Here is a 25,244-nt window from a genome sequence, read left to right as displayed (position 1 = left end):
TACTTGATGCAGGATATGGGCGGAGGTGGTCATAGTTACTACTGGAAGATGAAATAGAGTACAGTATCATCCAACGCATTATCAAACGCTATACACGCCACGTCTCCGCTTGGCGCGTAACCCATAAAAGTTTGTGCAAACTCGTTCAGGTACTCGGTTCCGGCATTTTGCTCGAGCAGCAGGATTGAGTTGATGAGGTGCTGGTCACCCATCTCTTTGACACTAATCTTACCGCCTCCCTTCATCGTCCACAGCTAGGAATTATCGGTGTTCATGGTGCCTGGTGTAGGTGCTGCACGATGCCCACGGCTAACTGGTCAGTGCTAATCCGCTGCTCGGCTACGCACCGAAGCAATTTGCTGTACTTCTTGCGCCCGGCCGCCATCTGGTCAGGCGTTAACTCGTGCACCAATACCTGTGGCTCTTGACCCTTCGCTGGCTTCTTTTGCACAGCGATGAGCACCACGCGGTGCGCGCCCAGCGCGGCCTAGCGGTCGTAGCCATACTTATCTACCGTTTCGAGAAACTGCGCGAGGTCTTTGCAGCTGGTGGTTTTGAAGTCTACGAGGGTGCGGCGGCGGCGCTGGGGGCTGACGTGATGGTGGGCGGTTCGTCGACAAGGGATTGGCTTCGTCGGTAGCGGGTAGGTCGTCGGTAAACGCGTCGGCCTAGTCGGTAGCGGGCTGCTCGTCTGTATCGTCGGGATAGGAGTCGGCCTCGGCGGCAGGCTCAGCCGTCAGCCACTCGTCGTCCGGTGCCTGGAGGGACATTTTCAGGGAGGTTGCCATAAGGAAATAAGGTCACTAGCAGGGTAAGGGTACTACCAATTTAGGTAGTACTAACCTTATTGGCAAGTTGGATAGGCTGTGGAATTCAGTTTGCTAAGTGCTGCTAATTCGCTAAATTACCTTGCTATTACTAGACGCTAAAAATAATTTTTACCCTGAGCATCAGCCTACAATACTAATTTCACTGGTGGCCAAACAGACTAATTTGATTAGCAGTCGTTTACTTTGAGGATTATCCTCCATCCCCTCTCTTTATGTACGACGTGCTGCTTATCCCGGTGCAGGAAGCACCGCTACCCACCTGTTTGCCGGTATTCAGCTACCGGGTAACAGCGGGATTTCCCTCGCCGGCGACCGATGAGCTGGAAGGGCTGTTCGACCTGAACCGGCTGCTGTTTCGGCATCCGGACGCCACGTACCTGGTGCGGGTGATGGGCGAGAGCATGGCGGGCGCCGAGATTCACGCCGGCGACCTGCTGGCCGTGGACAAGCACCTGGAGGCCGACCACGGGCACATCGTGGTGGCGGTGGTGGACGGCGACTGCACCGTGAAGCGCCTGGAGCGCAAGGGCGACACGTGGTGGCTGATGCCGGCCAATCCGGCCTTCCGGCCCTATCAGATACAGACGGGTGAGGAGCTGCACATTTGGGGCGTGGTGACGCACGTGGTGCACGAGCTGATTCCGGGTAAGCTAACGGCGCTGCTGCTCAGCCGAGACTGATAGGCAGTAAGCAATGAACAGTGAGCAAGTAGTAGGGAGAAGTTATTCATCAACGACTCATTGCTCCTGACGCGCTAGTGCTACGGCCTTGCTCCTCTCCCACTGCTCCCTACTACTTGCTCACTGTTCATTGCTTATTGCTCCTTATTCTATGTTCGGGCTGATTGACTGCAATAATTTCTACGTGAGCTGCGAGCGGGTTTTTCAGCCGCGGCTGGAAGGGCGGCCGGTGGTGGTGCTAAGCAACAATGACGGGTGCATCATTTCGCGCTCGGCGGAGGCCAAGGCGCTGGGGCTGAAGATGGGCGACCCGTATTTTCAGGTGAAGGCGCAGCTGCAGCGCGAGCAGGTGCAGGTGTTCAGCTCAAACTACACGCTGTATGGGGATATGAGCCGGCGCGTGATGCACTACCTGGGGGCCACGGTGCCGAGCGTAGAGGTGTATTCCATTGACGAGGCCTTTCTGGATTTGAGCGGCCTGCAGCGGCACCTAATGCCCTACTTGGGCGACCTCGACGCGCTGGCCCGGCAAGTTCGGGCGGGGGTGCGGGCGCGCACCGGCATTCCGGTGTGCGTGGGCGTGGCCCCGACTAAGACGCTGGCCAAGCTGGCGAATCGGCTGGCCAAGAAAGACACAGCCCTGGCCGGGGTGCTATACCTGGACTCGGCGGAGCGGCGGGCCTGGGCGCTGGGGCAGGTGGCGGTGGGGGATGTGTGGGGGGTAGGGCGGCAGTACGCGCAGAAGCTGACGGCGGCGGGCGTGGACTCGGCGGCCGACCTGGCGCGGGTGAGCGAGGCCTGGGCGCGCAAGCACCTGGGCGGCGTGGTAGGGGCGCGGCTGGTGCGCGAGCTGCAGGGGTTTCCGTGCGCGGGGCTGGCCCCGAGTGAGGACGGGACGCTGCACCGGCAGAGCATCAGCTGTTCGCGCACGTTTGGGCGACCGCTGCGCGAGCGCGAGTTGGTACTGGGAGCGGTGGCCTCGTTCGTGGCGCGGGCAGCCGAGAAGCTGCGCCGGCAGGGCGAGCTGGCGCACGTGCTGACGGTGTTTATTAGCAAAAACCGATTCGGGCCGGACGCCGACGCGGCGGGCGGGCACTCGCGCTCGGCGGTGCTGACGCTGCCGGTGCCCACGAGCGACACGCGGGAGTTGACGGCGCGGGCCGGGCAGCTACTGGCGCGGCTCTGGGAGCCGGGGGCGGTGTACGTGAAGGCGGGCGTGGTGCTGGCGGGGCTGGAAGCGCCGGGCGGTCAGCAGCTCGGGCTGTTCGAGGCCGCGCCAGCGGCGCAGGCAGCCACTACGGAGCCACGCGGGGCGCAGCTGATGGCAACGCTGGACGGGCTCAATGAGCGGTTCGGGCGCGGTACGGTGCGGCTGGCGGCAGCGCTGGGGCCAAAGGGGGGCGGCCCGGTGCCCTGGCAGGGGCAAGCGGCGTGGCGCACACCGGCCTACACGACCCGGTTGGAAGACTTACTGACAGTTTCTTAATCTTATTTATGGCTACCCCTCCCTTACCTATCCCTGAGCCGGCTGAGCAGCCGGCACGCTTTACGACCAGGCGCTTTGTGCGGCGACGCCTGCACAACCGGCGCATTACGATGGTGATGACGCCTGAAGGCAACTACTATACCCACTTTGCGGCGGTACTGCAGCCCGGTGACGCGGCCGAAATGCGGCGAGCCGGCTATGTGGATAGACAGACTGACTATATCGTGCGGGACCGGGTGCGCTACTGGACACTGGTGCTCACGCCCGAGGCCTTCGGGGCGATGGTGGACTGCTGGCAGGAGCTGCGCGGTAAGCAGCAGCGCAAGCGGGGCTAACCCAGTACGTGGACTTTTTACCAGCCCCAGGGGCTACTACCTACTTTATGGAATCAAACGTGCGTTTTTTGATCGGGGTACAGCTGGAAGACCCGGCGGCGGAGTACCTGAACTTTGTGTTTCAGCAAGACCTGTGGGCGAAGCAGGTGTGGGCGGTGCGGGTGCCGCGGCGGCACTTAGATGAATTGGGGACCGCAGTGCTTGCGGAGCGGGTGACAACGTTTTACCTGTGGCAGTTTCCAGAGGAGTTGGAGCGAGTGGACCGGGCTACGGTGCTGGGGGCGGTGCGGCGGGCGCTGCTGCCGGACGAGAAGTAAAACGGAGTTGTGAGTAGAGGTTATATCTCTACTCACAAAAGGCCACAAGTTTTATTTAACAGCTAATGTATAACTGTTAAATAACTTAATTTCTAGTTGTTTATCAGCCACGACGCCGGGGCCTTTGGGCAATTGTCTTTGGTTTACGAGGTTTAGCAGCACCCTTTACTGCTGGTTGCGCGGCTGTAATTATAGGAGACGCAGGTTGAGTTACGGCAACGGGTTGAGGGACTGGTGCGGGGATTGTTACATCCAGTAAGTCATCCCAGGATTGGGGGTCATTAGACTGCAAACGGAGGTAAGTAGTACCGAATGTTGCCACAGTGCCGTCAGATAAAAAAAATCTGCCGTGAGTGGCAAAAGTCATTCCATCATTTCCATTAGGGTTTTTGTGCACATAAAAATGAATCCGAGAAAGATTATCAATGGTTAGGGTCGGTATATCTGCCGTTCTCATTTTCATGACTATGTTACCAGTACTATTAGGCTTTAGCTCAAGCTTTTCACCGGGGCCCCACTTACTGCCATCGGCAATGAGTAACTCACTTTGCGTTTTAACTTCAAAAGACATATTAGTATCATCATTTTTGCCATCAGCCCAGATAGGGACTTCGATAATAACTTCTCCACTAACAATTGTGCGCGGACGAGGCACAACGCTGACGGTTACTTTTTGCTTAGTAACGGTGCCACTAGCTGTTTTACCTGTTAAGGTATAAGTTGTAGACTGGGTTGGCTTGATAGTCCGGCTATCGATAGCATTAACAGCCTCATTATCTAATTTAATGTCGCTGAGCGCATTAGTTTCCCAACTGAGGTTGGCTACGTCGCCAGTATATAACTGAGTAGGAGAAGCTACAAAACGCACAATCACCCCTACCGGCGGCGCAGGGTAGGTAAGTGATTTATCACCACGGTTGGTATGCAACGTAACCTTTAACGTCTGACCAGGCTTGCGATTCAGGGTAACTGACTTGATTGCACTATTCAACAAGGCGTTTTTTCGTAGGCTATTGGCAGTGAGTGCAGTAGCTAACGTTCCCCCTGTAATCTCAAGAGCAGCCGTTAGCCGGGCATCGTCTACTCCTGCTTGGCCGACAAACTTCGCACGTAGCTCTACTTTCTTATCATCGACGGGATAAAGGCCAATTACCGGGCCGATTTCGTTCTTCATAGTACACGTAGTCCAAGCTTGAATGAGCGGCAAGGATGTGTAAGACCGAACACGGGCGTATGCCTGGTCATATTTAACATGCTGGATTTGCGTAGTACTATAGGTGTGGCGCCATTCCTGGTATTTTTTGCTATCAAAGTTGCCGCTACCGCCAAGAATTATATCCGTACCTGGGATGGGAACACTTAAATCTATTCCGGCTGAGGTGGCTTGGGAAGAACTTTGAAAATTAGCTTCGTATAAATAGTCGAGATAATCGCGCTGGTATTGTGAGTTACTCTTAATTTCATCGTAATTGTAAATACCATGACTCAGGATGGCATTACAATCGGTATTATCCTGCGCGAAACTGTAGGTAATAGAACTGAGGCACAGCGTTACCAAGCATATTAAACGCTGCATCTGGCTCGTAAAAACCAGTGGTTTCTCATTTGTTAACTCCGAAGTACACTGCTTTTGTGCAGTAGGGGCAGAAGCGGAATTGTACTGCATGGGATGGGTACATGAGCGTGAGAGGATGCCCAAAACTAGAACTTCCTTTTCCCCGATACATCGGTGCTAGCACTGAATTTTGTTTGACTTTTACATCACAGTATTAGGCAATAAATACCTCACGCAATATGACTTAAAGTTGCCTACTGGTTAGCGTAGCACTGCAAGAGCTTGCCGTACTTCTTGCGGCCAACCTGCATTTGCTCGTCGGTCAACTCATGCACCCACACGGCCGGCTCCTGGCCTACTGCAGGCTTCTTCTGCACCGCAATGAGCACCACGCGGTGCGCGCCCAGCGCGTCGGCGTAGAGCGCGCCCTGGCGGTCGTAGCCGTACTTATCTACCGTTTCGAGAAACTGCGCGAGGTCTTTGCAGCTGGTGGTTTTGAAGTCTACGAGGGTGCGGCGGCGGCGCTGGGGGCTGTCGATGAGTAGGTCGGGCCGCACCTTCACCGTGAGGCCGGTGGCCGCGTGGGTGGCCGTATATGATTGCTCGGCCTGGCCCAAATAGCAAACGTGGCGTGGGTAGCGGTGGCGTTTGATAACGCGGGCCAACTCGCCGGCCGTGGTCCACTGGCTGCGCTCGCGGCCGGCCAAGTCTTGGCCAATGGCTTGGAACTGCTCAGGCTCCAGTATGGCGCTGTGGAAATGGCTGCCGAAGGTAAGCGCGTCGGTGGTGTAGGAGTTAACGATGCGAAGGCGGCCCAGCAGCTGGTCAGCCAGGTTGCTCAAGTCTGTGTTGCTAATAAAGGGTAGGGCGCGGTGCTGCTCCTGGGTGAGGCTGGGGAGGTGCTGTAGGTTGGTGAACATGGCTTCAATTATCAGTTAGCAATTAGCAATTGGGGTTACTGGTAGTGGTCTAGGATGCAGGCCAGGCGGCGAGGGTCGTCAGCGCGGTGCAGCCAGATGTGGGAACCGCCGCAGCCGACTTCATAGGTAGGTTCGGGAAAGAGCTGGCGCACGGCGGGGGCCAAGTCGCGTAGGTCGGGCAGCGGGGCGGTGGTAGTCATGAGTTGGGCTAGCTGGGTGAGGCGGGCAGCCTCGGCCTCATCGCGGGCGGGCTGCTCTTGGCGGAGTTCGGGTAGCTGTAGCATAGGTCAGTAAAAAGTGGCCCCCTCCCCTGTCGGTGAGTCGGGGGCCGGTGGATTACTCGGTACCTGCAGCGGCTTCGGCGGTGGTGAGCTGCTTGGCGGCCCGCTGCTCGGGGAACTGGTAGCCCTCGGGGATGCGGTAGCCGTTGACCAGGCGCATATCAGCCAGGCCCGTCAGGGTTTCCTCGCGGTAGAGGTCGACATCTTCAGCAAACTCCTGGCGGGCCTGCACCTCGGCCGGGTCGGCGGGGGCGTAGCTGAACTCGGCAATGAAGTAGGTGGCGGGCTTGCCGTCCTTCTCGGTTTGCTTCTTGACGGGGGTAACGGTCAGCTCCACGTCGGTCAGGCTCAAGTCGTCGTAAAACAAGCTGGCGTTGAGCTTTTGCAGGTTCTCGACGCTGTAGCCGTGGAACAGCACGGCGCACACGGCCCCGGTCTTGTCAATGAAAAACAGCTCGGCCCACACCTTGCGGCCCATGCTCAGGATGTTGTCGGAGAAGATGCGCAGGGCCACGGGAATGAAGGTGAGCGACTTGCCCAGCACCTCTTGCCCGTTGAGGTTGAACACGCCGGCTTTGAGGTCGGCGCGAATCTGGCGGGGGTGGCCGGGGAGGTACTTGAAGCGGCTGGTTTCGGTCAGCTCACCGTCCTCGCTCACGGTAGCAGTGAGGTAGGCGCGGCTGGGAGTAACTGCGGCGGCCGGAGCGGCGGCGGGGGCATCGGGGGTGGTTTTAGTAGTTGCCATAATGGGCGGTGGTTGGGGAATGAAAAAGGTGGGGCCGCTCGGCGGCGCGGCCCCTGAGCCGTTTGGGTTAGTTAGTGGCGAGTACCTGGCCTGTGCCCTCGCAGTGGTAGCACTCGTAGATGTCGCCACCATGCACCGGCTGGCCGGGCGGTACGGCGTGCTGGCAGCCGGCCCCGTTGCACTGCGGGCAGTTACTGGTAGCGGGCTGCTCGTCGGGGCTGGTGGTACTCGCGAGGGTCTGAAGGGTAGCAGCTGCAGCGGTGCGGCACGGAGCGTAGGCGCTGAAAATGGGGGCTTTCATAAGATGCTGGTGGGGAATGCGGGGCCGACCTGCGCCGGCCCCTGGGTGGTTATTTGAATTGCTTGTCGTGGCACAGGATGGCGCGGCCGACAATGGAATCGACGCCCCGCGCTTCGGGCTGGTATTGATACCAGAGGTAGGTGGCCAGCAGGTTGAGGTAGGCGGGGTTGCGGAACTTGCCTTCCTCGTCGATTATCAAAATCAGCTCGCCGGTGAGGCGCACCACTTCGACGGTGCGGCAGTCGAGCAAGCGGTACAGCTCGGCTAGTTTGAAGCTCTTGCCATTGGCGGGGCTGATGAACTGGGGCTCGGCGCTGTGCGGGTCGAGCAAATGAGGCTGGTAGGTGGTAGCGGTGGTGGGCATGGTGCTGGGGAGAAAGTGGGGCCGGCGCTGGTGGCCAGCCCTTGGGTGGGTTTATCAATTCTGGCCGGCGCACTCGGGGCACAGCTTGCGGCCAAGGCGGCCGGTGCCGTCGCACACCTCACAGCCGCCGCATTCGTCCTCGTCACTGCTAGCGGCTGCGGCGGCCTCGGCGGCGCTGGGCCTGCCCGTGATGCTGCGTAGCCGCTGTATGGTGCGGGCGTTATCCTGCTCGGTTCGGATGGTTCGGGGCCAATCGGCCGCCTCCGTAGCGGCAGCCTCAGCGGCGGCGAAGCGGGCGGCTACGGGCTGGCCTTCGCTGGCGGCCCACGCCTGGCGGTAAGCGGCGCGGGCGGCGGGGGTGTCGTGGGCATCCTGGGCGGCCTGCTGCGCGTCGTACTCGATGAGCACCTGCGCCACGGCCCCAAGGGCGGCGTAGGGGTCGGGGCTGCTGCGCTCGATGCGGGTACCGCACACGATGGCGCAGGCTTTCCACCCGCCGCGCTGGCTGGTGTGGTAGATATAAGCGCCGGCTCCGAGCAGAGAGGCGGCGAGTTGGTTAAGGGTGATAGTGATAGCGGGCATGATGGGGGTAGTTGTGGCCCGCGCCGGGGTAGGGCGCGGGCCGGATGGCTACTGGACTGGGGCGGCGGTGATGATGAGGCGGCCGGCCTGCACCTCGATGGCGGCGACTGCGCCGGGAGTGAAGCCGGCGGCTTCCAGCCAAGCGCCCTGTAGCAGCAGCTTGCTAGTGATGCGGGTGTCGTAGCGGCGGGCGGCGAAGTGCGGAGCGACCTTGATGCGACGGGCGGTGTGCTGGGCCATGAGTTAGAGGAAGCCTTGCCAGCGGGCGGGGTCGGTGGCGGGCTCGTCAAGGGGGCTGGGCTGGTAGCTGCTGCGGTAGAGTGGGCGGGGTGGCGGGCCAGCGGCGGCGGCCGCTTCCTGGGCGGCAAGGCGGGCGGCCAACTGGGGGTAGCGCACGGCCAGCGCCGCTAACTGCTCGGCCCGCGTGGGGGCCGCGCCCTGAACTGGCGCGGCCGGCTGGGCGGTGGCGGGGCTATGCATGGGCAAAGCAGGCGCAACGGCTGGCCGCGTCGATGGGGCCAGCGCAGAAATGACAAATAGCGGGGGCCTGGGCTACAGGAGCGGCCCGCAAGGGCTGCCAAACCAACTGCGAAGGCACCCCGCCCGCGAGCTGCACAGCACGGGGGTACCACACGCCAACAGGGCCGGGGATGAACGGGAGCCCACAATAGCGGCGGTCTATGGTGCGCTGGGAGAAAGAGCCCCAGGCGGCACGGCGCTGGGAGCGGGCACGGCCTGCGGCAGTGCGGGAGTGGCGGCGGTGGCTGGCGGCCAAAGCGGCGACGAGAACGGGGCAAACAGTAGTGAGCATGGCTGTAGATGCTAGCCGTGAACTGCGCTGTAGTGCTGGCCGGGCCCAGCTGCACAACAGGGGCAAAGCGCCGGGGGCCTCTCCCCCTTTGCTATACAAATATACACCAAAATACACTATAATGGTATACTAAACGAGTGAATAAATGGAGTAAAAATGTAGTAAAATAGGAAGACAATAGGTAACTTGCAGCATGAAAAATGTGCAAAAAGAGACTGCATGTGCAGGTAGTGCCCGCGGGCTGGTGGTGGCGGTGGTAGGCAGCCGGAGCGTGACGAGCTGCAAAGCGCTGGGGCGCCGCCTGGATGCGCTGCACGCGCTAGGCAAGGTGGCCCAGGTGGTGAGCGGCGGGGCCGCTGGGGTGGACACGCTGGCGACGCAGTGGGCCATGCGCAACCTGGTGCCGCTGGTGGAGCTGCTGCCCGACTACCGCGCCCACGGCAAGGCCGCGACCCACCTGCGCAACGCTGAGATAGTGAAGCGAGCCGACCTGGTACTGCTAGTGTGGGATGGCGAGAGCCACGGCACGCTGAGCAGCGCGCGGGCAGCTGCCAAGCTGGGCCGGCACTGTGAGTGGCTGGGGGTAGCCGCGCCCAGCGCGGTCCCGGTGGCCGGCGGGCTGGGGCTGTAGGCCTGGCCCGCCGTGCGCGGCGGTGGTGGCCACGGCTGACGCGGTGGCCCCTGGCGGGGGCGGCCGACCTACCCCCTCTCAATGCCTTGCCCTGGGGGTTTGGGGGACGGGCTGAGGCCCCCAATAAACTCTCCGCGAAGCGGGCCTTGTGAGGCGTTAGCCGAGGAAGATGCTGGCCGGAGGCTGAGCATGATTAGGGGGTTTGGGGGGCCGCCCCCAACAGACACCGTGCGAAGCACACCGACTTCGGGCCGCTGCTACTGAGCCGCTGTTGCCGCACTAAGCCGCTGCTGCTGCATCAGGCCCGCCTTGCGCGCCGACCGGTGGGTGAGAAACGGCCAGGGCGCCCCGCATGGGAGGTGGTGACGTTAGGAGCCGGCGACCTTGCGGATTGGCGACCTGGGCCGGTGCCGGGGGCTGGCGTCCGCGCCATATGGCTATGCGGTGAGGGGAGCCCGACCAACGGGAGCGGCTCCCCCGACGCGCCGCATGAGGTGGAGCCCAGCAACCAGGAGTAACTGCAGAAAGTCCGCCGACACGGCTGCGTAAGCCGTGGCGTGGGGTGACCACGAAACCTAGTAGCTGCGGGGCCAAAGGAGCGGCTGACCAAAGGGAAGCGGCCCGCTACGTGGTGGGCGATTGGTAGCCACGCCTGGCCGACCAACGGGAGGCGGGGCGTGGCGTGGGGCTGCTGGTGAGCTGGCCGACCAACGGGAGGCGGGCGGGTGCGGAGGACTTGCGCTAGGGCCAGTAGCTGCTGGAGCCTGGCCGGGCTACGTGTCCCGTAGGGCGCGCTGCACGGCCTTGGAGTCGCTGATTCAGCAGAAGCGCGCTAGGGATGGGAAGGGCCGGCTAGGGCAGGTATCTGGAGTACCGTCGTGGCTGCTGGTGTCGTCGAGTATCGGCCCCGGCCGGGTGCGTAGCACCGTAGCAAAGCGGAGCCCTGAACAGCCCGGCCCGAAGGGAGCGCCCACTTAGAAAAAAAGTACAATTAACACGGTAGAAAGTGGCGATTAATAATTCCTCATCGACTTCCTACTTTTGTACGTACAAATTTATACTTCTCTACATTTTTATGCAATCTTCTGCCATGTTATTTAGCAGCAGCAAAACGGGTCATTTCGCCCAAATTCTCACCAGCGGCCTTTTGGGCGACGTGGTGGTGAACCAGCTTACCCCTCCTGACCCAGTGGTGATTCAGCAATGGGGGTCGATGATAATTCAGTTTCTGGTGGCCGGCGTGACTATCTGGGCCACCATTCGCAAGGCGCTGCAAAAGCCGGAAGCGGTGGTAAAGGTGCCGGCCGACGTGGTACCCGTCATTGCAGCGGCGGTGGTTCCGAGTGCTGTTTCATTGCCCGCTGCTGATGTTACGGGCGAGTAGAGCTGTGTTGCTGCTGCTGGCCCTGGCCGGCTGCCAGGCCAAACAGCCAGCTATCCAGGGTGGCGCTGAAGCCGCCGCCCGCCGCGATAGTGTCCACGCTGCGCGCCTTGATTCAAGTGCTCACCACTTGTACACCGCCGCGCAGGCCGCGGAAGATTCTGCCACTTTTTACCGCTTACAGAGCCATGCTCAAATTACTCCTACCCTTGATACTGCTACCCTGCGCCGCTTTTTCGCAGACTACGCCCGCTAGGCCAGCGGCTGGTAGTTCTACTATTTGCTTACCCGTGGCCCAGGCCGCTAAGGTGCGCGACAGCCTGCGCATGCTGCCGGTGGTGCGCCGCGAGGCGGCGGCGTATGCCTCGGCCGCCAGGCGCTACCGGGCTTCGGCCGATACGGCCCAGGCGGCTTACTTCTGGCAAACGCGGTCGCTGAATGGTGTGCAGCACGCTTTATGGGAGCAGAAAGCGGAGACTACCCGCCAAGAGGTTATGGTGAAGCAGTGGAAGGGGAAGGCGCGGCGGCGCGGCTTCTGGAACTGGGTTACGGTGGTATCGGTGGCGGCCTTGGTGGGGGTTTTTATTTCTCATTAAGTGATGGCTACTACACCGATTCAGTTGAACAAAACCCAGCAGGCCAGCCAGGCGGCCCGGCTCGCGCAAGTGCGGCCGGAGTTGGCGACAGCCTATGGGGTAGCGCTGGGGCGTTGGATGGGCGACCGGAAGCTGATGCTGTTGGGGCTGCCCATCGTGACGCAAGGCTACCGCAGCTCAGCCGAGCAGGACGCGGTATTTGCGCAGGGCCGCGAGACGCCGTACCAGATTCACTTGCTGCGCAAGGCGTGCGGGCTGGATGACGTCTCGGCTGCTGAAGCAAAGCTCATTGTCACCTACAAGCGGGGCGGGCAGAGCAACCACAACCACTTGCCCAGCTGGGCGCTGGATGTGGCGCACCTGCAGGCCGATGGCTCGGTTAAGTGGGATAATGCGGCGCTGCTGCTGTTTGCGCGGCTGATGCGGGCGGCAGATGAGCGCATTACGTGGGGGGCAGATTGGGACCGGGATGGTCAAACAGTCGATGAGCACTTTCAGGACTGGCCGCATTTTGAGTTGGTGGGGTAGCCGTTCTTATGTGACGGTCATGTGATTTCAGGCAACAAAAACGGCCTTCCTCATAACGGGAAGGCCGTTTTTTTATGTGATGGTCATGTGATTCTCTTTACTCTACTGGTGTTGCATCTGAAACCCCCATTGCAACAGTTGCCACATAACTGGGGGCATCTGTTTTGAGCTTAAACGGAATGGAATGCTTAGCGCGTACCAACTCGTAAATCCGATACTGTTTTGTATCAAGCTCCGTTTTGGTTTTTGAATACCATACTACTGTGAGAATGGGGTCTTTAAAAGTAGCCAGGGTAGCCGTATTCTTGATGGTGCCTTCGAGTACGAGTTGGTCTATGAAATTACGCCGAGAAGTGCCTTTTATTCGCAACTGCTCGTCTGGCGATTGTTCTTCTCTAACTAACAATTCAGCTCGTAATTCTTCGGCTGTTTTAGGTTGCTCAGCTGAGGCTTCATAACTGCCATGAGAATTTGCCTGGGAACAGGATTGTCCTATAACTGCCAAACCAAATAAACAAAGAGCAAGTAGTGTTTTAGGCATATAGAATATGTTTAAATTTGGAATTTAGGCAGCAAAATTTACCGTGACGCAATATAATATGCCTAAACACAAATACTTTCTATTATCCTACTACGAAGCATCAGCTTTTACTATAAACCGGCTCTACCCCGGTCAATAGTTATGCCCACTTTCACGGGTTGATTCGCCGTGAGCACACCTAATAGCTGGGCATCGGTGCGGTAGCGTGGGGCGGCGTTCGGGTCGGCTTCTGGGTAACTCCACGTCAACATGACGCGCTTACCTACCTTGAGTTTACGTGTGAAGCTACCTGGGTCGGCGTCGTACGCATCGGGGCCGACCGCGTGGCGGATGGTCCAGGTGGTGTCAGGCGGAATGGGCGTCAGCGTTGTACCGCCGAAGAGCTTACCTATTTCCTGCACCGAGTAGCTGTCGGCCAGATAGAACACGTTTACGTTGATGGCCGTGTTAAACTGGTTTAGGAAGATGGCGTCGTACACGCGGAAGGTGGCGTCGGCCGTGGGTACTGGGGTAGGCTTTGGGGCTACCATCATTGGGGCCGGGTCACACTCGTGGTCGTGGTGACAGGCCGTGAAGGTCAGTAGGCTTAGGCTTGCGAGTAGTAGTTTCTTCATAGAGTTGAGATTGAGACCAGAAAGATAAAATACTCAATGCTAGCTTAGCAGCATGATACAATTACAATACAGTTCTGTTCTGACTTGCGTATTCATTCTCTCGCTCTGCTGTCTACCTTTTGTACACGCTTCGTTTGGAATCAATTTACAACTTGTATCAGCCGGTTTCGCAATAGTATCGGGCCTTCTTCTTTGCTTACACGCTTGGAAGCGGCTCTTAGAACAGAATTTGCGAAGAATAATATCATTTGACTTATACGAGCAGTACTGGGACCCTACCAAGATTCAGATGCCACCTATTGATGTTATGAATTCCATGAACATCTACAACGGTATTGCACTCCGAAATTATTGGTTCTACCGGGCTCTTGGTGTGATAAGTCTAGCTTCTTCGTTATTTCTAGCGGTTTCTCTTGGCGGAGATAAGGGCGGTCTGATACCAGTGGAAGCAACTAAAATATTAGCGTTTATTTCCTCTCTCTCAACTGGTATAATATTCTCTTTCAACTTGGTGGAGAAAGGAAATCGGGCGCGTAAAGCATTTCGTCACTTACTCAATGCTGTAATGCAGTACCAGCATTGCGAAATCGACATGTCAGAGCTGTTGAAGCGGTATAAGGAAGCTGAAGAAATAATGGGAGATGATGAATTTAGGAGCGCTTCAGGAGGTGGAACATCTGCTGGCAATCCACAAGGCTAATAGCATTTCCTACACGCCCGCCGGCCCATGCCCTCAGCCTCGGCTACCGTCACGGCGTTCACGGTGTGGGTGCAGCGATTGAGGCCGGAACAGCTTTCGTAGTTGTGGTAGGCGTAGGCACTGCCGCCGCTGCACACGTACACCTTGGGACCAGTCGAGGGTGGCGGGCGCGTGGCCGTGGTGCGGTAGTGAGTGGTGTGGTGGTGCGGGTGAGCAGTTTGGGCGGTGGTGGCCAGCGAGGTGCCAAAGAGCAAAGCAGCGAGTAGCAATTGTTTTATAAACGGTGGATTAAGTAACATTTGTTAGTTCCGCTTTACGTACCACTAGTAAATTCGTCATTTCCGCCTCGCCTTTTGGCGTTAGAGACCAGTGAATATCTTTGTTCATACTGGACAATTTAATTAAACCAAGTGCTTTAAATTGAATTCTTAGTAACTGTTTTGACTCATTTGCAAGGTAATTACTATCATACTTGGTACTTGCCTTATTAGAAAATATCTGCGCACCATCGGCTATGTAGCCTGATAGTGTTTGCTCACTTTCAGAATTTGGTATATATGGACTTGCAATCTTGAAAAGCTGTGCCCATGATAAGCTTGCAGTCCAAGAGACTGCTGATTCTGATTCATACCAGCCCCCAAATCCTTTGATTGTCACTACTTCGTCTAATCCGGCGATATTATCCACCGCATATACATCGGCAGAACGCTTAGCAGCAGCTTCTTTTAATTCTTGATTCTCCTTTCGTAAGCTGCTTAACTCTTTATATAACGCAGGGTCTGCAGCACTGTCACCACGTATCCAGCCTATGGTTGGATACGTTTTAATGGTTTTTGATAAGCTTAAGGCTACCAACCCAGGCAATTCATTTGCCACACTCCAAGCCTTTACCAGTCGGCCACTTGCTACCTTTTCTCTAAAAGCGGCTAATTTTTTCTTGGAGCCCGTTACTTGTTCAGTCTTTTTTACGGGTAGTGAATTAGGGTCATTGTGGAGGAAAGCCATCACCTTAAGGCCTTTGTTAACGGCGTACTCATATTCCATCTCGGTGTAGCTCACTCCAGCGTCCGAAAGTGACCCATAGCGGCCACCGATGATTAGAATGTAGTAGTCACAATCATCAATTACTTTTTTGATAAACTCAAATTGTTCTTCATCAATAGCTGGAAATACCTCCATTCCGGCTGGAATGCAGTCCATTTCCATAATGGCTTGTTGGACTTTGGCTCTTTCATCTTGTAGGTCAGTAAACGTAGAGCTGATAAAAACTTGGTAGCGTTTTTCCATTTAATTCTCAATCGAGTGTTTCGGTATTTTGGAACTGTGAAAGGTAGCAAGCAACGGCGATTTTGGCGGTACTCGAGCGATATATTGGCCTTAAAAACAAAAGCCCCAACCAATTGGCTAGGGCTTTGATTAGCGTACAGGTGTTAGCCGTTGTGGGCAACGGAACTAGGGAGTGACCAACTCTGGAGCTACTAGTTCGGCTAGCTTGGCTGCTATGGCTGTCATTGACTCCTCTGCCGTGTCTAAGCCACTTCGCGAGCCGAGTAGAAGACTCACCTCGCGGAGGGCTTCATATGTCGTGTTATGCACAATGGGAATAAGTCTATCCTGTGCAAGTAGAGCCGAAAGTTCTTTGTCTGCGATGCCCATTTTTGGGAGGCCACGCAGAAATGCCGGGGTCACTAACACAATTCCAACTCGCGATTTTATTAGTCCTTTATCAATTTCGCGGAGTAATGTTGAACCGAGAATTACGTCCTTTTCACTAAACCAGACTGAGGCACCATGCGACACGAGTTGGTCATGCAACTCTTTAGCAGCCTCTTTCCGGTCATCCCACGCGTGGCAAAGAAAATAGTCCCGAGTGTCAGGTACGGGCAAGTGCTGCTCGACCAATTGCTTCTCGACGACCAATTGCTTCTCGACGTTTACGCGGACCGGTTCAAGTGCCCGCACCTCGGCAGGTGTGTACAGAATGACCGAACCACCTCCATACCCCGAACCACCTCGCGACCCCGAACCTCCCCGCGACCAGCGTGGCTTAATGGTTCTGCCGCCTCCGCTGCTCCGACTACCGGAACTGCTCCCCGACGAGGAAGGTGCTTGGTAGGAGGGTGTCGGGTAGGAGGGCCTAGAGTAAGAGGGGTAGGAACTGTAGCGTGAGCGACTACTACAAGCAGGACAGTTTGCTTCCGCTTCCGCTGAGTGGTGTCCTCTTACTGGTGCTGTACATCTTGACATACTTTTTGCCTTGTTAGAAGCTGCCCCAAACGTTTGGGGTTAGAGTCACAACCTCATCTGTTCTTCAAAAAGTTTCCTGCACCGTTGGCGTTGGCGGTGCCTTCCGGAATCCTCGGCCGACACCGCCCGTTCTGCCGCTGTATATAAAGAAAAAGCCCGGTTCGCATGTGCGTAACGGGCTTTCTTTCACCGGCAATAAGAGTAAAAACTATTTGCCAGGCGTGTGCTTGTGAGGTTTCAGGTCCGGGTATTTCGGCTGATTTGGTTCTGCTACCCTTCTTCTTTCGTCAAGGGTGCCGTCTTCTTTCTTTGGCTTGGGGCCGGGCTTGATGGGCATAACGGATTGTTGTTTTAATTAAGACTATCCGAAAAATCTCGGATTTATTTACAACTACATCTGAGCTTCAAATGGTTTCAAGCATCATTATTTTTAGCGAGACTGTAGTAGATACCTTACTAACTCATCTGGTGTATTTTCCAGAATCTGGCCCAGGATGCGCTGCTACTCGTGGGGCGGCATCTATGAGCATATCCCCAATAGATGTAGCTGCTAACTTGCTTTAGGTATGCGTGCCCTTGCTTTGGGCACGGCGCTAAGTACTGGGGCGCTAAGTTGCTGGTAGAGGCTGAAGAGGAATTCGAGCCGAGCCAGCTCGGTGGTGAAGGGCTGGGGGCGGTAGCAGCGGTCCACGGCGCGGTCAAGGGTTTGGTGGGCGCGGGCCAGGGCGGGGGGCATGGTATCGGGGTCGTAGAGGGCGGCCAGGCTTTCGGTGGGGAAGGCGGCGCGGGCGGCCAGCACGGCCTCGGCGGCGGCGGTGACGGCTTGGCGCTGGGCCTCGGTGGGCGTGGGCGGGAAGGGGTAGTTGTTGTAGACGATGCCCGCTGAATATCGGAAACGACTTTCTAAACGGCCGCATACCTGACGCATCCAAGCCATGTGCATCTCAGATGTGAGGATGCCAAAATAAAATGGGGTAGCGTTAGGCAGGATGTAAAGCTGATTTGAGGCCACTACGTCTGCGGTCAAATAGGCAATTGGCAAGTAACGGCGACGCTCTGAAGAAACTGTAGGAATGGCTAAATAATCGGAGTTGGGCTGCCTGATTTCTGCAAAAAGCGTGGGGGTAGCTGCCAGTGCTAACGTGTTTTGTCGTTGGCTTAATGCTCGCCATGCTCGGACGCGCTGCACCCGCTCTTTTATAGGTAGAATGGTCTGTATTTCGCTTGGCAGAGCATCTGCCAACCACAAGCAATAGCGTTGCTGCCCACGGATAAGCTCCTGAGCGCCTAGAAAAGGCCGAATGAATTTAGCTGTGCGCGGGTCAGCATTAAGTAAATTCTCTCGGTCAGAGGGAGACAATGTGTATTCGCCGTCGTCGAGGGCAAAGCTCCCATAGTTCAATGCTGGTGCTGCCGAAATGGGCGTTCTCCGATTGGGTAGTAGGACTGTTGCTGCGTCGACTAAGTAGGGATTTATGTTGCTGACCAAGCGTCGTTGAGGCAAGGAAGTGGGTGTTTCGTAGTCAAATAGCAGCTTTTGTCTTTCCTCCTGTACCCCGAACCCGATGATGACGCATTGAACGGCCGCGTTCCCTCGGGCTTCATTGGTCCATTTGAAAGTTCGGTGCGCGAAATTAATTTTAATATTGCGATTTAGTAACACATTCCACAGAAGCCCGACCTGCTCACCCTGAGTAATGGAGTTAGTGGATACAAAAGCAGCTTTGACATGCGTGCTATTCGGGCGGTTGATATACTCTTCCGCCTTCTTGTACCAGCCGCACACAAAGTCCAGAACACCGGCACCTTTGATACCGGTGAATACTCTGAGCAAATCTGCTTTCTGCGTTGCGGTCTGCTCTTTCTTCCCCACAAACGGCGGGTTGCCCACGATATAGTCCAGCGCTGGAAACTCGATTTCCCAATTCACGCGCAGTGCATTATCGTTGACGATGCGGGCGCCGCCAGTAAGGGGTAGGCGCACGTAGCGCTGGTCGAAGCGGGCCGACAGAGCTAGGTTAAGCTGGTGGTCCATGAGCCAGAGAGCCACTTCGGCGATGCGGGCCGCGAACTCCTCGACCTCAATACCGGCTACCTGTTCCACCTTCACCAGCTGGTAAAGAGCTAGGTTGATGCTCACGCCGCCGGCCGCGCCCCTGGCGTAGAGGCGGTCAAGGATTTCATGTTCGAGTATACGCAATTCACGGTAGGCCACCACTAGGAAATTACCGCAGCCGCAGGCGGGGTCAAGCAGGCGCAGACCGGCCACGCGCTGCTGCAGGCGGGTGAGGGCGGGGCGGTTAGTGCCGGCGGCGGCCAGTTCCTGGCGCAAGCTATCGAGCAGCAGCGGGTCGAGCACCTTCAGGATGTTGTGCTCGGAGGTGTAGTGCGCGCCGACGGTGCGGCGCTGCTTGGGGTCGGCAATGCTCTGGAACAGCGAGCCAAATACAGCGGGCGAGATACGCGACCAGTCGAAGTAGGTGCAGTCGATGAGCCGCTGCCGGGTGGCCTCGGTGAAAGCTGGCGGCCTGAAATTCTCCCGAAACAAGGCCCCATTGACGTAGGGGAAGTTGGCCAGGTGCGGGGCCAGGGCGCGGGCACGCTCGGCGGCCGGCGTGTCAAGCACGGCAAACAACTCGCCAAGCTTGGCGCCGAGGTCGTGGCCGTCGGGGGCGGTGTGCTCTTCCAGTAGAGCCCGGAACTCAGCTGTGTCGAAGATGGCGGTGTCCTCGGAAAAGAGGCAGAAGAGCAGGCGCACCAGCAGCACCTCCAGGGGGTGGCCGGCGTAGCCATCGGCCAGCAGCGCGTCGTGGAGCTGGGCCATTAGCTCGGCGGCCTCGGCGTTGGCGGGGTCTTCGGGGCGCTGGGTGCCGGCGGGGCGGTAACCGGTGAGGAAGCCGAAGAGGTGCAGGTGCTCGGGTAGCTCGGCCAAAGCAAAGTCGTGGCGCTCACCAGAGTCGAGGTCGTAAAGGCGCAGGCGAGCAAAATCGCAGACGAGCACGAAGCCGGGCAGGTGGGCCTGAGGCAGGCGGGGCAGGTAATCGAGGGCCTGCTGGTGGGCAGCGTCGAGGTCGCGGTCGCGGCTTTTCATCTCCACCAGCAGGGTGCCGGGCCATAGGGCGTCGATGTAGCCTTGGGAACCGTCAGGCTTTTTTACACGGGTTTCGAAGCGGGCGCGACGGTGACCCTGCGGGGTAAACACATCGAAGAAGTCGCGCAGAAACGTTTGGGCCTGGGATTTTTCGTTGTAGTCGTCGGCGTGCTGACGCACAAAATCGGCGGCGCGGTGGCGCAGTTCGGCAAGGGAAAAGGGCATGCGGGCGAAGGTAATGTAATTAGCTGTTTCACTAATTCTTGCGGTGCGTTCTCCAAAATCTGGCGTAGGATGCGCTGCTGCTCGTGAGGCGTCATCCCGCGGTAGCGGGCTACCCAGCGGGCCACCTTGCGCGTCTGGCTCTGGAACTCGGTGCGCTGCCAATGGCTGAGCTGGTCGGCGTAGAGGTCGTTAGGGTAAGTGCTCACCAGGCAGTCGACGCGCAGCCAGCGCACAGCGTCGAGGAACTCGCGGTGCTGCTGGTCGGTCATCTCGTGGTTATAGATGAGGCGCTGGCTCTTGCGGCTGTCGAGCGGGTAGGGTGGGTCGCAGTAAATGACGACGCGGCCGAGTTCGGGGCACTGTAGTGACTCATGGATGAAGTCGAGAGCAGGCAGGTTGTACACCTCCAGCTGCGTGCCGAGGTTGGCGGCGCGCCAGGCGGCCACCACCGCCACGTCGAGGTCGTTGACGAGCACGCGGCCGGGCCAACGCATGGCGCGGGTCACGGCGCAATTGCCCGCGAATGGAATCAGCAGCGTGTCGTGGGGCCGGATGTGGTTGATGATGCGCTGGTAGGTGCCGCTGGCTCCCTTTCCGCCAAAGTAGGTGTTAAGACCGGGTATTTTGAGCATGGTAAGGGGCGGGCTCGTCGTGGGTGGTGGTGAGGCCTGGCAGGCTCGTTGGGGGCGGCGGTACTCCAGCGTCGGGACTGGCGGTGGTGGCCATGGGCAGGTGCAAGCCGCGCTGCTCGAACGACCACACGAAGCCAGCGAAGTCGTAGGCCACGAATGGCAGGCCGCCGTGCTCCTTCAACTCGTTCAGAAAGTCAATCTGGAAGTTGCTCAGGGTGTCACGGCCGGCTTTGACTTCTACCCCGATAAACCGAGCATCTGACTTGCGGTAGCCGATGATGTCGGGCACGCCTACCCGGTTGTTGGGGTGCGGATACCACTTGCTGGTTTTGGGGTTGTAGCGGCCGCGGTTGTCCTGGGCCCACGCGACGAAGCCTTTGGCGCGTAGATAGCCCAGGATGTGAGCGGTTATCTCGTCGGCTTTGAGGTCGTACAACTCGATAGGAGTTTGAGGGGTAGGCTTCATGGTGCGGGGCTACTGGTTGGGCTGGCTGTACTTGGCTAGCAGGCGGCGGTCCTCGGTGGTGTTGCGGCTCTCGATGCGGCGCTGAGCGGCGGCGTGGGGCTGCCAGTCGGTGCGAGCCTTGCGCTGGTTGGCCTGCTGCACCTGCTGGCGCTGCTGCTCGGCTTGCTCGGGGGTGATGAGGCCGCGGCGGGCCTTGCCGTTGGTGATGGTGAGCTTGCGGCGTAGGCTATCGTGGTTGGGGTGGGTAGGGTCGAGGCGCTGGCCGATGCCGCCCACCGCCGCGCCCGCCGCTACCAGCTGCGCTACTGCGCTGTGCTCGGCGCTGGTGCTGCGGGCCTTGGTGTCGAGGTGCTGCGAATTGAGCCAGTCTACTTTCTTTTCGAAGTAGCTGCTCACGATATCGAACACCTTGCCCGCATCTACTGATTGGTAGAATTTGTAACCGCCTACCCTGGCCTCTTTCAGCGCCAGCATAATATCCTTGATGCTGTCGTGAGTGTAGGTAGCGGCCAATACCTCAGCGGTTTCTATCAGCTCGGCGGCGCTCAGCTTGTCGGGCACGCGCACCGAGTCGCAAAAGCATTTGAGCACTACCACCAGGAGTTTTATCACGGTAGCCTCGCCTAGCCGGTGCTTGAGCTGGAACACCTTGGGCGCGGCGGCGGCCTGGTGGCGGGTAAGACCCATGCTCAGGTCGGCTACCATCTCGCGCAGCTCGTCGCTGTTGCTACGGGCTAGGTCCCTAATCCCAGCGCTTTGAACGGTAGCCAGTAACTGGGATTCCGTCGACGGTTGAGCCAATGCTATTCCCTGGCTCGTGGCGCTGGGTGCCTGGGGCAAGTTTGAGGCGGTTGTCGGCTGCATCGTTGAGCATGAATTTGGTGGCGGTGGCTTTCCAGTCTCGGCGTAGGGGTGGCTCTCCGTCTTTGCGCCAGTTGGCGACCAGGGCGTGGTAGTAGCGCAGGTCGGCCAGGGCGTAGTCGCTGCCTTCAAAAGCAGCGGCAAAAGCTTCGGGGGTAGCTAGCTCGGACTCGGTGAAGGGCAACTCGGGGCGCTGGGGCCGGCCGCCGCGCCGGCGTGGCTCGGCGGTGACCGACGTGAGGGGGGCCTGCGGCCCCTGCCCTACCCCTTTCTTTTTTGGCGCAACTTTTTTCTTGGGGGCTGCACCAGGGACTGGTACTGGCTCGTTAAAACTGGCGGTGTCGTCGAGCACTTGCGCCTCTGAAAATCCTTCTCCTGAAAACACCTCTACCTGTTTTTTTTTCGTGCCGCCGCCGACGTTTGTAGTAGATGTTTGAAAAGAGGTTTGTACTAATAAGGAGTCTTGTGGCAAAACTGCCACAGGTAAAGCATCTATCGGGGGCAAATCTGCCCTAAGCGCTTGTGGCACTTCTGCCACAGGTGAGGGCTTTTTATCCGTGGCACTTTTGCCCCTAGTGGGCGTTTCTACCTGTGGCACTTTTGCCCCTGGTAACTCGGTGAGGTAACAGCGGCTGGCGTGATGCTTTGACCTGCTGGGCTGGTAGGTGAGCAGGCCCCAGGTTTCGAGGTCGTAGAGGGTGGCGGTGTAGGTGCGCTTGTTGCCGATGTGGGCCGCCTGCATGACGGCGGCGTGGTCGAGGTCGAAGCCGTTTTCGAAGTACCCAGCATTCCACGCGAAAAACAGCGCCCAGTACAGGGCGACGTGGTGCGGGCTGGCCTCGGGGCATGCGCGCAGGTGCTCGTGAGCGGCCATGCTGTGCTTGATGTAGTTCACGCTGGGCCTGCACTACTCGCCTATGCGCTTGGCCCTGCGCTTTTTAGTGGCCGGGAAATTTTTGGTCACCTCACCGAACTCGGCAATTACTTCCTCCTTGTTCTGCTCGGCGTCGAACAGGTCGAGCTGCTTACCTACCTCGCTGCACTTCCCACGCAGGGCCGCCTCTATCTCGGCTATTGCATCGAGCACCGCCGTTTCTAGCCGGCCGGCGTGCTCGTAGTGCCAAACATCAGTCTCTACTTCCTCTTCGGGCACTGGCTCAAAACTCACGTACTGGCTGGTCATGTTCAGCACTTTGCTGCTGCTCAGGGTTCGCTTACCCATCAGCGTCACGCCGTTTTTGCTACCCATGATGATGCCTGTTACCTCGTATGTTTCGAAGTGCTCGGGCAGTTCGTTGGTGTTTTCGTAGTTCGGCCAGTAACCAGCGGCGGCCTCGTACTCAGCATGCTCAACCAGCTGCTCGGTGAGTAAGCAGAAATGGGGCACTAGTTGGGCAAAGCAGCGTTCTAGGTCGGGGTGCACCAGCTCGCTGCCCTGCATCGTGAACTCGCGGGGCTTGGCCTCTAGGGTCAGCTGCTCACTGAACTCGGCGGCTAACAGTTGCTTTTTGATGGTAGCCTTCTGAATTTTGAGAAGGGAATTCGGGGCGCTGGGGCCAACGATGGGGGCTACTTGGGTGGTCATGGGTAGGGGTAGATTAGGCTGCTTGGGTGGCACGGTGGTAGCGGCGGGGGTAGGCGTCGAGGTCGCGGCGGCGGTACCCAAAATCCTTTTCGTTGAGTCGCACTCCTTGAAGCTTGCCGGCCCGGCGGGCGCGGCGCAACTGCTCAGGGGTCAAGCCTATGTGCGCGGCGGCTTGGCGCACGGTCAGCACCTCATTGGCATGGGCATCATCTTCGGCGGTGGTGGCTAGGCGGGCAGTTTCAGCAGCTTCGAGGCGGGCGAGGCGGGCGGTGAGGCTGTCCCACTCGGCGGCCGGCACGATGTAGGCGGGTTGCATGGGCTAGGCCTCGGCTACGAGTTGACGGGCGCGCTCCTCTATACCTCGGCGGCGGGCAAACTCGGCCTCAGCTACTTCAAAGAAGGCATCGACTACTTCCTTGCGGTGACTGCGGCCAGCAATGGCTTGGTAAAGTGCACTCTGGCTGATTTTAACGCCTGAATCTTGTAGTTTGGTTAAGGTGTCCTGTACCACCGTATTCTTTTTACCAAGCTTTTGTAGCACAAGCTGTAAAGCTGTCAACTCTTTTTCGTTTGGTTCCATACTATTTCCCGTTTGGGTTGTATATTGTACATGAAAGCGGCTGCTTTCATGTACAATACTACATAAACCCTGGTGTATTTTTTATACCAAAACAGGAATTAGCATGGAAGTTATTGGTAGTGAAGTAGAAAAGTTGCCGTCAATTGTGGGGCGGATACAACAACTATTCGATTACTACGGCTTAAACGCCAGTAGCGCAAGCAAAATGCTTGGGTACAGCACTACAAGTAAATTATATAAAATCCTACAAGGTTCGGAGCCCTCTCTTCCTACTTTGGTAGAATTTCTAGATAAATGGCCGGATGTATCTATCGAGTGGTTGGTGCAGGGGCGTGGGCCAATGCTCCGTGGTGAAACCGGTGGTGCGGCAGCATCTGCGCCCCAGGTGGTGACAGGTGACGGGCGGCTACCCGCCGTAAATAGCGGAAAGGTGCTAACCATCACGGTAGACCGGGATGGGAATGATAATACAGAGATGGTGCCGGTACAGGCCCAAGCGGGCTATGGGCTACAGCACAATGAGGCAGTATTCTTACAAGAATTGCCGAAATACCGCATTCCTGGGTTTGAGCACGGAACCTACCGGGCGTTTGAGGTAGCCGGCGACTCAATGGAGCCGACGTTGAACCACCGTGACATCGTGGTGGCCTCCTATGTCGATAACTGGCGGCTGCTGGAGCCCGGCGACGTGTACGTGGTGGTGACCAGCGAAAGCGTGATGCTGAAGCGCATTCGGGAGCGCATCACTGCGCACGACATGACGGTGATGCTTTACTCGGATAACCACCATCGGAAACCCTACCCGATGGATTGTGTCGACATCACGGAAATCTGGCGGGTGCGCGGCTATATCTCAACCTACCTGCCCAGCGCGCCGGATATCACTGCTGAGCGCTTATGGGAAGTTTTTGAGACCCTGGGCCTCGATAAAGGCGAGATACGGCGGCATTTGGAGGAAAACGCCCCTCCTGACGCCCCTCGCTAGAAATAACAAGCCTTTACCCATTTGGTAAACGGCTGATAATCCATAGTTTACCGAGCGCTTTGAGTGCATGGTTGAGCCCCGACAGGAGGCTCCCTTATTCCTTACCGGAGCACCCGGAAAACCGCTTCTCACGCCGTGAAAGCAGTTTTCCGGGTTTTTTGCGTCTGGGGGAATTGTTGCTATACTGCCAACGGGCTATTTGAGTGTAACGCCTACCCGCCGGTAGCCACCCCAAACACGCGGCAGAAGTTGCCGCCGCCCACTTTGCCAATCTCCTTCTTCGTGAAGCTCGTTTTAGGCAGCGCATCTACCACCGCGTAGTAGCACCCAACTTGCTGGTCGGATTATGCTTTTATCGACTGAACGGGGTAGGG

At 58.0% G+C, this 25,244-nt stretch carries 33 protein-coding genes; 11 read left to right on the top strand and 22 right to left on the bottom strand.

Annotated elements, in window-relative coordinates; genetic code table 11:
- Nucleotides 1-424 precede the first annotated feature (424 nt).
- The 5 genes from E4631_RS15640 to E4631_RS15620 all read left to right on the top strand — a co-directional run bounded on the left by E4631_RS15640 (nt 425) and on the right by E4631_RS15620 (nt 3,648).
- On the top strand, nt 425-640 hold the full coding sequence (locus E4631_RS15640) for a hypothetical protein (protein WP_133656364.1): 216 nt from the start codon (nt 425-427) through the stop codon (nt 638-640).
- A 402-nt stretch (nt 641-1,042) separates the two neighbouring features.
- Nucleotides 1,043-1,510 (top strand): LexA family transcriptional regulator, encoded by a 468-nt coding sequence (locus tag E4631_RS15635; protein ID WP_133656365.1) that lies wholly within the window; start codon nt 1,043-1,045, stop codon nt 1,508-1,510.
- 151 nt (nt 1,511-1,661) lie between these two features.
- Nucleotides 1,662-2,996 carry a Y-family DNA polymerase gene (locus E4631_RS15630; RefSeq protein WP_133656366.1) on the top strand — a complete coding sequence of 445 codons (1,335 nt, stop codon included), beginning with the start codon at nt 1,662-1,664 and terminating at the stop codon, nt 2,994-2,996.
- A gap of 8 nt (nt 2,997-3,004) precedes the next feature.
- Nucleotides 3,005-3,331, top strand: a complete 327-nt coding sequence (locus tag E4631_RS15625) for a hypothetical protein (protein ID WP_133656367.1) — start codon at nt 3,005-3,007, stop codon at nt 3,329-3,331.
- A 59-nt stretch (nt 3,332-3,390) separates the two neighbouring features.
- Nucleotides 3,391-3,648 (top strand): hypothetical protein, encoded by a 258-nt coding sequence (locus tag E4631_RS15620; protein WP_133656368.1) that lies wholly within the window; start codon nt 3,391-3,393, stop codon nt 3,646-3,648.
- Between the two features lie 103 nt (nt 3,649-3,751).
- Here E4631_RS15620 and E4631_RS15615 read toward each other — a convergent pair whose 3' ends face one another.
- From E4631_RS15615 to E4631_RS15575, 9 genes are all read right to left on the bottom strand, one after another.
- Nucleotides 3,752-5,314 carry a hypothetical protein gene (locus tag E4631_RS15615; protein ID WP_133656369.1) on the bottom strand — a complete coding sequence of 521 codons (1,563 nt, stop codon included), beginning with the start codon at nt 5,312-5,314 and terminating at the stop codon, nt 3,752-3,754.
- A 143-nt stretch (nt 5,315-5,457) separates the two neighbouring features.
- A complete protein-coding gene (locus E4631_RS15610) occupies nt 5,458-6,123 on the bottom strand; it encodes a PD-(D/E)XK nuclease-like domain-containing protein (RefSeq protein ID WP_133656370.1) in 666 nt (221 codons plus the stop codon).
- A gap of 35 nt (nt 6,124-6,158) precedes the next feature.
- Entirely contained in the window at nt 6,159-6,407 is a 249-nt protein-coding gene (locus E4631_RS15605) for a hypothetical protein (protein ID WP_133656371.1), read from the bottom strand.
- A 52-nt stretch (nt 6,408-6,459) separates the two neighbouring features.
- Nucleotides 6,460-7,149 carry a hypothetical protein gene (locus E4631_RS15600; RefSeq protein ID WP_133656372.1) on the bottom strand — a complete coding sequence of 230 codons (690 nt, stop codon included), beginning with the start codon at nt 7,147-7,149 and terminating at the stop codon, nt 6,460-6,462.
- 67 nt (nt 7,150-7,216) lie between these two features.
- Nucleotides 7,217-7,450 carry a hypothetical protein gene (locus tag E4631_RS15595; RefSeq protein ID WP_133656373.1) on the bottom strand — a complete coding sequence of 78 codons (234 nt, stop codon included), beginning with the start codon at nt 7,448-7,450 and terminating at the stop codon, nt 7,217-7,219.
- Nucleotides 7,451-7,499: 49 nt separating this feature from the next.
- Nucleotides 7,500-7,814, bottom strand: coding sequence for a hypothetical protein (locus tag E4631_RS15590; RefSeq protein ID WP_133656374.1), 315 nt, complete (start codon nt 7,812-7,814; stop codon nt 7,500-7,502).
- A gap of 54 nt (nt 7,815-7,868) precedes the next feature.
- Nucleotides 7,869-8,396 carry a hypothetical protein gene (locus E4631_RS15585; protein WP_133656375.1) on the bottom strand — a complete coding sequence of 176 codons (528 nt, stop codon included), beginning with the start codon at nt 8,394-8,396 and terminating at the stop codon, nt 7,869-7,871.
- A gap of 48 nt (nt 8,397-8,444) precedes the next feature.
- On the bottom strand, nt 8,445-8,636 hold the full coding sequence (locus tag E4631_RS15580; protein WP_133656376.1) for a SymE family type I addiction module toxin: 192 nt from the start codon (nt 8,634-8,636) through the stop codon (nt 8,445-8,447).
- Nucleotides 8,637-8,639: 3 nt separating this feature from the next.
- Complete coding sequence (locus tag E4631_RS15575; protein ID WP_133656377.1) at nt 8,640-8,876, bottom strand: hypothetical protein; 237 nt, start codon at nt 8,874-8,876, stop codon at nt 8,640-8,642.
- A 533-nt stretch (nt 8,877-9,409) separates the two neighbouring features.
- Between E4631_RS15575 and E4631_RS15570 the strand changes: the two genes are divergently transcribed.
- The 4 genes from E4631_RS15570 (at nt 9,410) to E4631_RS15555 (ending at nt 12,343) form a co-directional block, all read left to right on the top strand.
- A complete protein-coding gene (locus E4631_RS15570; protein ID WP_240734957.1) occupies nt 9,410-9,838 on the top strand; it encodes an SLOG family protein in 429 nt (142 codons plus the stop codon).
- A gap of 1,075 nt (nt 9,839-10,913) precedes the next feature.
- Nucleotides 10,914-11,222: a hypothetical protein gene (locus E4631_RS15565; RefSeq protein WP_133656379.1), complete on the top strand. Its 309-nt coding sequence runs from the start codon at nt 10,914-10,916 to the stop codon at nt 11,220-11,222.
- 287 nt (nt 11,223-11,509) lie between these two features.
- A complete protein-coding gene (locus E4631_RS15560) occupies nt 11,510-11,815 on the top strand; it encodes a hypothetical protein (RefSeq protein WP_133656380.1) in 306 nt (101 codons plus the stop codon).
- A 3-nt stretch (nt 11,816-11,818) separates the two neighbouring features.
- A complete protein-coding gene (locus E4631_RS15555) occupies nt 11,819-12,343 on the top strand; it encodes a M15 family metallopeptidase (RefSeq protein ID WP_133656381.1) in 525 nt (174 codons plus the stop codon).
- Between the two features lie 97 nt (nt 12,344-12,440).
- Here the strand turns inward: E4631_RS15555 and E4631_RS15550 are convergent, their stop codons facing one another.
- Both E4631_RS15550 and E4631_RS15545 read right to left on the bottom strand, forming a co-directional pair.
- Nucleotides 12,441-12,884, bottom strand: coding sequence for a hypothetical protein (locus E4631_RS15550; protein ID WP_133656382.1), 444 nt, complete (start codon nt 12,882-12,884; stop codon nt 12,441-12,443).
- Between the two features lie 110 nt (nt 12,885-12,994).
- Nucleotides 12,995-13,498 (bottom strand): hypothetical protein, encoded by a 504-nt coding sequence (locus E4631_RS15545; protein ID WP_133656383.1) that lies wholly within the window; start codon nt 13,496-13,498, stop codon nt 12,995-12,997.
- A gap of 316 nt (nt 13,499-13,814) precedes the next feature.
- Between E4631_RS15545 and E4631_RS15540 the strand changes: the two genes are divergently transcribed.
- A complete protein-coding gene (locus E4631_RS15540) occupies nt 13,815-14,198 on the top strand; it encodes a hypothetical protein (protein WP_133656384.1) in 384 nt (127 codons plus the stop codon).
- Here the strand turns inward: E4631_RS15540 and E4631_RS15535 are convergent.
- From E4631_RS15535 to E4631_RS15490, 11 genes are all read right to left on the bottom strand, one after another.
- The gene (locus E4631_RS15535; protein ID WP_133656385.1) at nt 14,195-14,467 is read right to left on the bottom strand and encodes a hypothetical protein; all 273 of its coding nucleotides are present in this window, start codon (nt 14,465-14,467) and stop codon (nt 14,195-14,197) included. The genes E4631_RS15540 and E4631_RS15535 overlap by 4 nt on opposite strands.
- A 19-nt stretch (nt 14,468-14,486) precedes the next feature.
- Nucleotides 14,487-15,485, bottom strand: a complete 999-nt coding sequence (locus E4631_RS15530) for a DUF4062 domain-containing protein (RefSeq protein WP_133656386.1) — start codon at nt 15,483-15,485, stop codon at nt 14,487-14,489.
- 165 nt (nt 15,486-15,650) lie between these two features.
- Nucleotides 15,651-16,445: a toll/interleukin-1 receptor domain-containing protein gene (locus E4631_RS27050; protein ID WP_133656387.1), complete on the bottom strand. Its 795-nt coding sequence runs from the start codon at nt 16,443-16,445 to the stop codon at nt 15,651-15,653.
- Between the two features lie 550 nt (nt 16,446-16,995).
- Nucleotides 16,996-19,716 carry a DNA methyltransferase gene (locus tag E4631_RS26535; RefSeq protein ID WP_317129133.1) on the bottom strand — a complete coding sequence of 907 codons (2,721 nt, stop codon included), beginning with the start codon at nt 19,714-19,716 and terminating at the stop codon, nt 16,996-16,998.
- Nucleotides 19,599-20,393, bottom strand: a complete 795-nt coding sequence (locus E4631_RS26960) for a hypothetical protein (RefSeq protein WP_205704249.1) — start codon at nt 20,391-20,393, stop codon at nt 19,599-19,601. The genes E4631_RS26535 and E4631_RS26960 overlap by 118 nt, the downstream gene beginning before the upstream one ends.
- Nucleotides 20,371-20,859 carry a VRR-NUC domain-containing protein gene (locus E4631_RS15515; RefSeq protein ID WP_133656389.1) on the bottom strand — a complete coding sequence of 163 codons (489 nt, stop codon included), beginning with the start codon at nt 20,857-20,859 and terminating at the stop codon, nt 20,371-20,373. Before E4631_RS15515 ends, E4631_RS26960 begins: the two co-directional genes overlap by 23 nt.
- A 9-nt stretch (nt 20,860-20,868) precedes the next feature.
- Nucleotides 20,869-21,564 carry a hypothetical protein gene (locus E4631_RS15510; protein WP_240734955.1) on the bottom strand — a complete coding sequence of 232 codons (696 nt, stop codon included), beginning with the start codon at nt 21,562-21,564 and terminating at the stop codon, nt 20,869-20,871.
- A gap of 37 nt (nt 21,565-21,601) precedes the next feature.
- Nucleotides 21,602-22,615, bottom strand: coding sequence for a hypothetical protein (locus E4631_RS15505; protein WP_135318614.1), 1,014 nt, complete (start codon nt 22,613-22,615; stop codon nt 21,602-21,604).
- Between the two features lie 12 nt (nt 22,616-22,627).
- Nucleotides 22,628-23,305, bottom strand: coding sequence for a hypothetical protein (locus E4631_RS15500; protein ID WP_174805441.1), 678 nt, complete (start codon nt 23,303-23,305; stop codon nt 22,628-22,630).
- Between the two features lie 13 nt (nt 23,306-23,318).
- A complete protein-coding gene (locus E4631_RS15495; protein WP_133656391.1) occupies nt 23,319-23,621 on the bottom strand; it encodes a DNA-binding protein in 303 nt (100 codons plus the stop codon).
- A gap of 3 nt (nt 23,622-23,624) precedes the next feature.
- Complete coding sequence (locus E4631_RS15490) at nt 23,625-23,885, bottom strand: hypothetical protein (protein WP_133656392.1); 261 nt, start codon at nt 23,883-23,885, stop codon at nt 23,625-23,627.
- Between the two features lie 430 nt (nt 23,886-24,315).
- Here E4631_RS15490 and E4631_RS26530 point away from each other — a divergent pair, with 430 nt between their 5' ends.
- Nucleotides 24,316-24,870 (top strand): S24 family peptidase, encoded by a 555-nt coding sequence (locus tag E4631_RS26530; protein ID WP_240734953.1) that lies wholly within the window; start codon nt 24,316-24,318, stop codon nt 24,868-24,870.
- The last annotated feature ends 374 nt before the right edge of the window (nt 24,871-25,244 follow it).

Origin of the sequence: Hymenobacter sp. UV11, assembly GCF_004684095.1 — a bacterium.
Classification (GTDB): Bacteria; Bacteroidota; Bacteroidia; order Cytophagales; family Hymenobacteraceae; genus Hymenobacter.
This window is presented reverse-complemented; position numbering and strand designations above follow the sequence as displayed.

Excerpts from the sequence above, each read along its gene's own strand:
- E4631_RS15590 (WP_133656374.1), bottom strand. The coding sequence starts at position 7,814 with ATGCCCACCACCGCTACCACCTACCAGCCTCATTTGCTCGACCCGCAC.
- E4631_RS15540 (WP_133656384.1), top strand. The coding sequence starts at position 13,815 with ATGAACATCTACAACGGTATTGCACTCCGAAATTATTGGTTCTACCGG.
- E4631_RS15600 (WP_133656372.1), bottom strand. The coding sequence starts at position 7,149 with ATGGCAACTACTAAAACCACCCCCGATGCCCCCGCCGCCGCTCCGGCC.
- E4631_RS15555 (WP_133656381.1), top strand. The coding sequence starts at position 11,819 with ATGGCTACTACACCGATTCAGTTGAACAAAACCCAGCAGGCCAGCCAG.
- E4631_RS15635 (WP_133656365.1), top strand. The coding sequence starts at position 1,043 with ATGTACGACGTGCTGCTTATCCCGGTGCAGGAAGCACCGCTACCCACC.
- E4631_RS15545 (WP_133656383.1), bottom strand. The coding sequence starts at position 13,498 with ATGAAGAAACTACTACTCGCAAGCCTAAGCCTACTGACCTTCACGGCC.
- E4631_RS15495 (WP_133656391.1), bottom strand. The coding sequence starts at position 23,621 with ATGCAACCCGCCTACATCGTGCCGGCCGCCGAGTGGGACAGCCTCACC.
- E4631_RS27050 (WP_133656387.1), bottom strand. The coding sequence starts at position 16,445 with ATGTCAAGATGTACAGCACCAGTAAGAGGACACCACTCAGCGGAAGCG.
- E4631_RS15605 (WP_133656371.1), bottom strand. The coding sequence starts at position 6,407 with ATGCTACAGCTACCCGAACTCCGCCAAGAGCAGCCCGCCCGCGATGAG.
- E4631_RS15625 (WP_133656367.1), top strand. The coding sequence starts at position 3,005 with ATGGCTACCCCTCCCTTACCTATCCCTGAGCCGGCTGAGCAGCCGGCA.
- E4631_RS15610 (WP_133656370.1), bottom strand. The coding sequence starts at position 6,123 with ATGTTCACCAACCTACAGCACCTCCCCAGCCTCACCCAGGAGCAGCAC.
- E4631_RS15630 (WP_133656366.1), top strand. The coding sequence starts at position 1,662 with ATGTTCGGGCTGATTGACTGCAATAATTTCTACGTGAGCTGCGAGCGG.
- E4631_RS15510 (WP_240734955.1), bottom strand. The coding sequence starts at position 21,564 with ATGGTAGCCGACCTGAGCATGGGTCTTACCCGCCACCAGGCCGCCGCC.
- E4631_RS26960 (WP_205704249.1), bottom strand. The coding sequence starts at position 20,393 with ATGCTCAAAATACCCGGTCTTAACACCTACTTTGGCGGAAAGGGAGCC.
- E4631_RS15530 (WP_133656386.1), bottom strand. The coding sequence starts at position 15,485 with ATGGAAAAACGCTACCAAGTTTTTATCAGCTCTACGTTTACTGACCTA.
- E4631_RS15550 (WP_133656382.1), bottom strand. The coding sequence starts at position 12,884 with ATGCCTAAAACACTACTTGCTCTTTGTTTATTTGGTTTGGCAGTTATA.
- E4631_RS15515 (WP_133656389.1), bottom strand. The coding sequence starts at position 20,859 with ATGAAGCCTACCCCTCAAACTCCTATCGAGTTGTACGACCTCAAAGCC.
- E4631_RS15575 (WP_133656377.1), bottom strand. The coding sequence starts at position 8,876 with ATGCATAGCCCCGCCACCGCCCAGCCGGCCGCGCCAGTTCAGGGCGCG.
- E4631_RS15565 (WP_133656379.1), top strand. The coding sequence starts at position 10,914 with ATGCAATCTTCTGCCATGTTATTTAGCAGCAGCAAAACGGGTCATTTC.
- E4631_RS15500 (WP_174805441.1), bottom strand. The coding sequence starts at position 23,305 with ATGACCACCCAAGTAGCCCCCATCGTTGGCCCCAGCGCCCCGAATTCC.
- E4631_RS15580 (WP_133656376.1), bottom strand. The coding sequence starts at position 8,636 with ATGGCCCAGCACACCGCCCGTCGCATCAAGGTCGCTCCGCACTTCGCC.
- E4631_RS15585 (WP_133656375.1), bottom strand. The coding sequence starts at position 8,396 with ATGCCCGCTATCACTATCACCCTTAACCAACTCGCCGCCTCTCTGCTC.
- E4631_RS15490 (WP_133656392.1), bottom strand. The coding sequence starts at position 23,885 with ATGGAACCAAACGAAAAAGAGTTGACAGCTTTACAGCTTGTGCTACAA.
- E4631_RS15615 (WP_133656369.1), bottom strand. The coding sequence starts at position 5,314 with ATGCAGTACAATTCCGCTTCTGCCCCTACTGCACAAAAGCAGTGTACT.
- E4631_RS15595 (WP_133656373.1), bottom strand. The coding sequence starts at position 7,450 with ATGAAAGCCCCCATTTTCAGCGCCTACGCTCCGTGCCGCACCGCTGCA.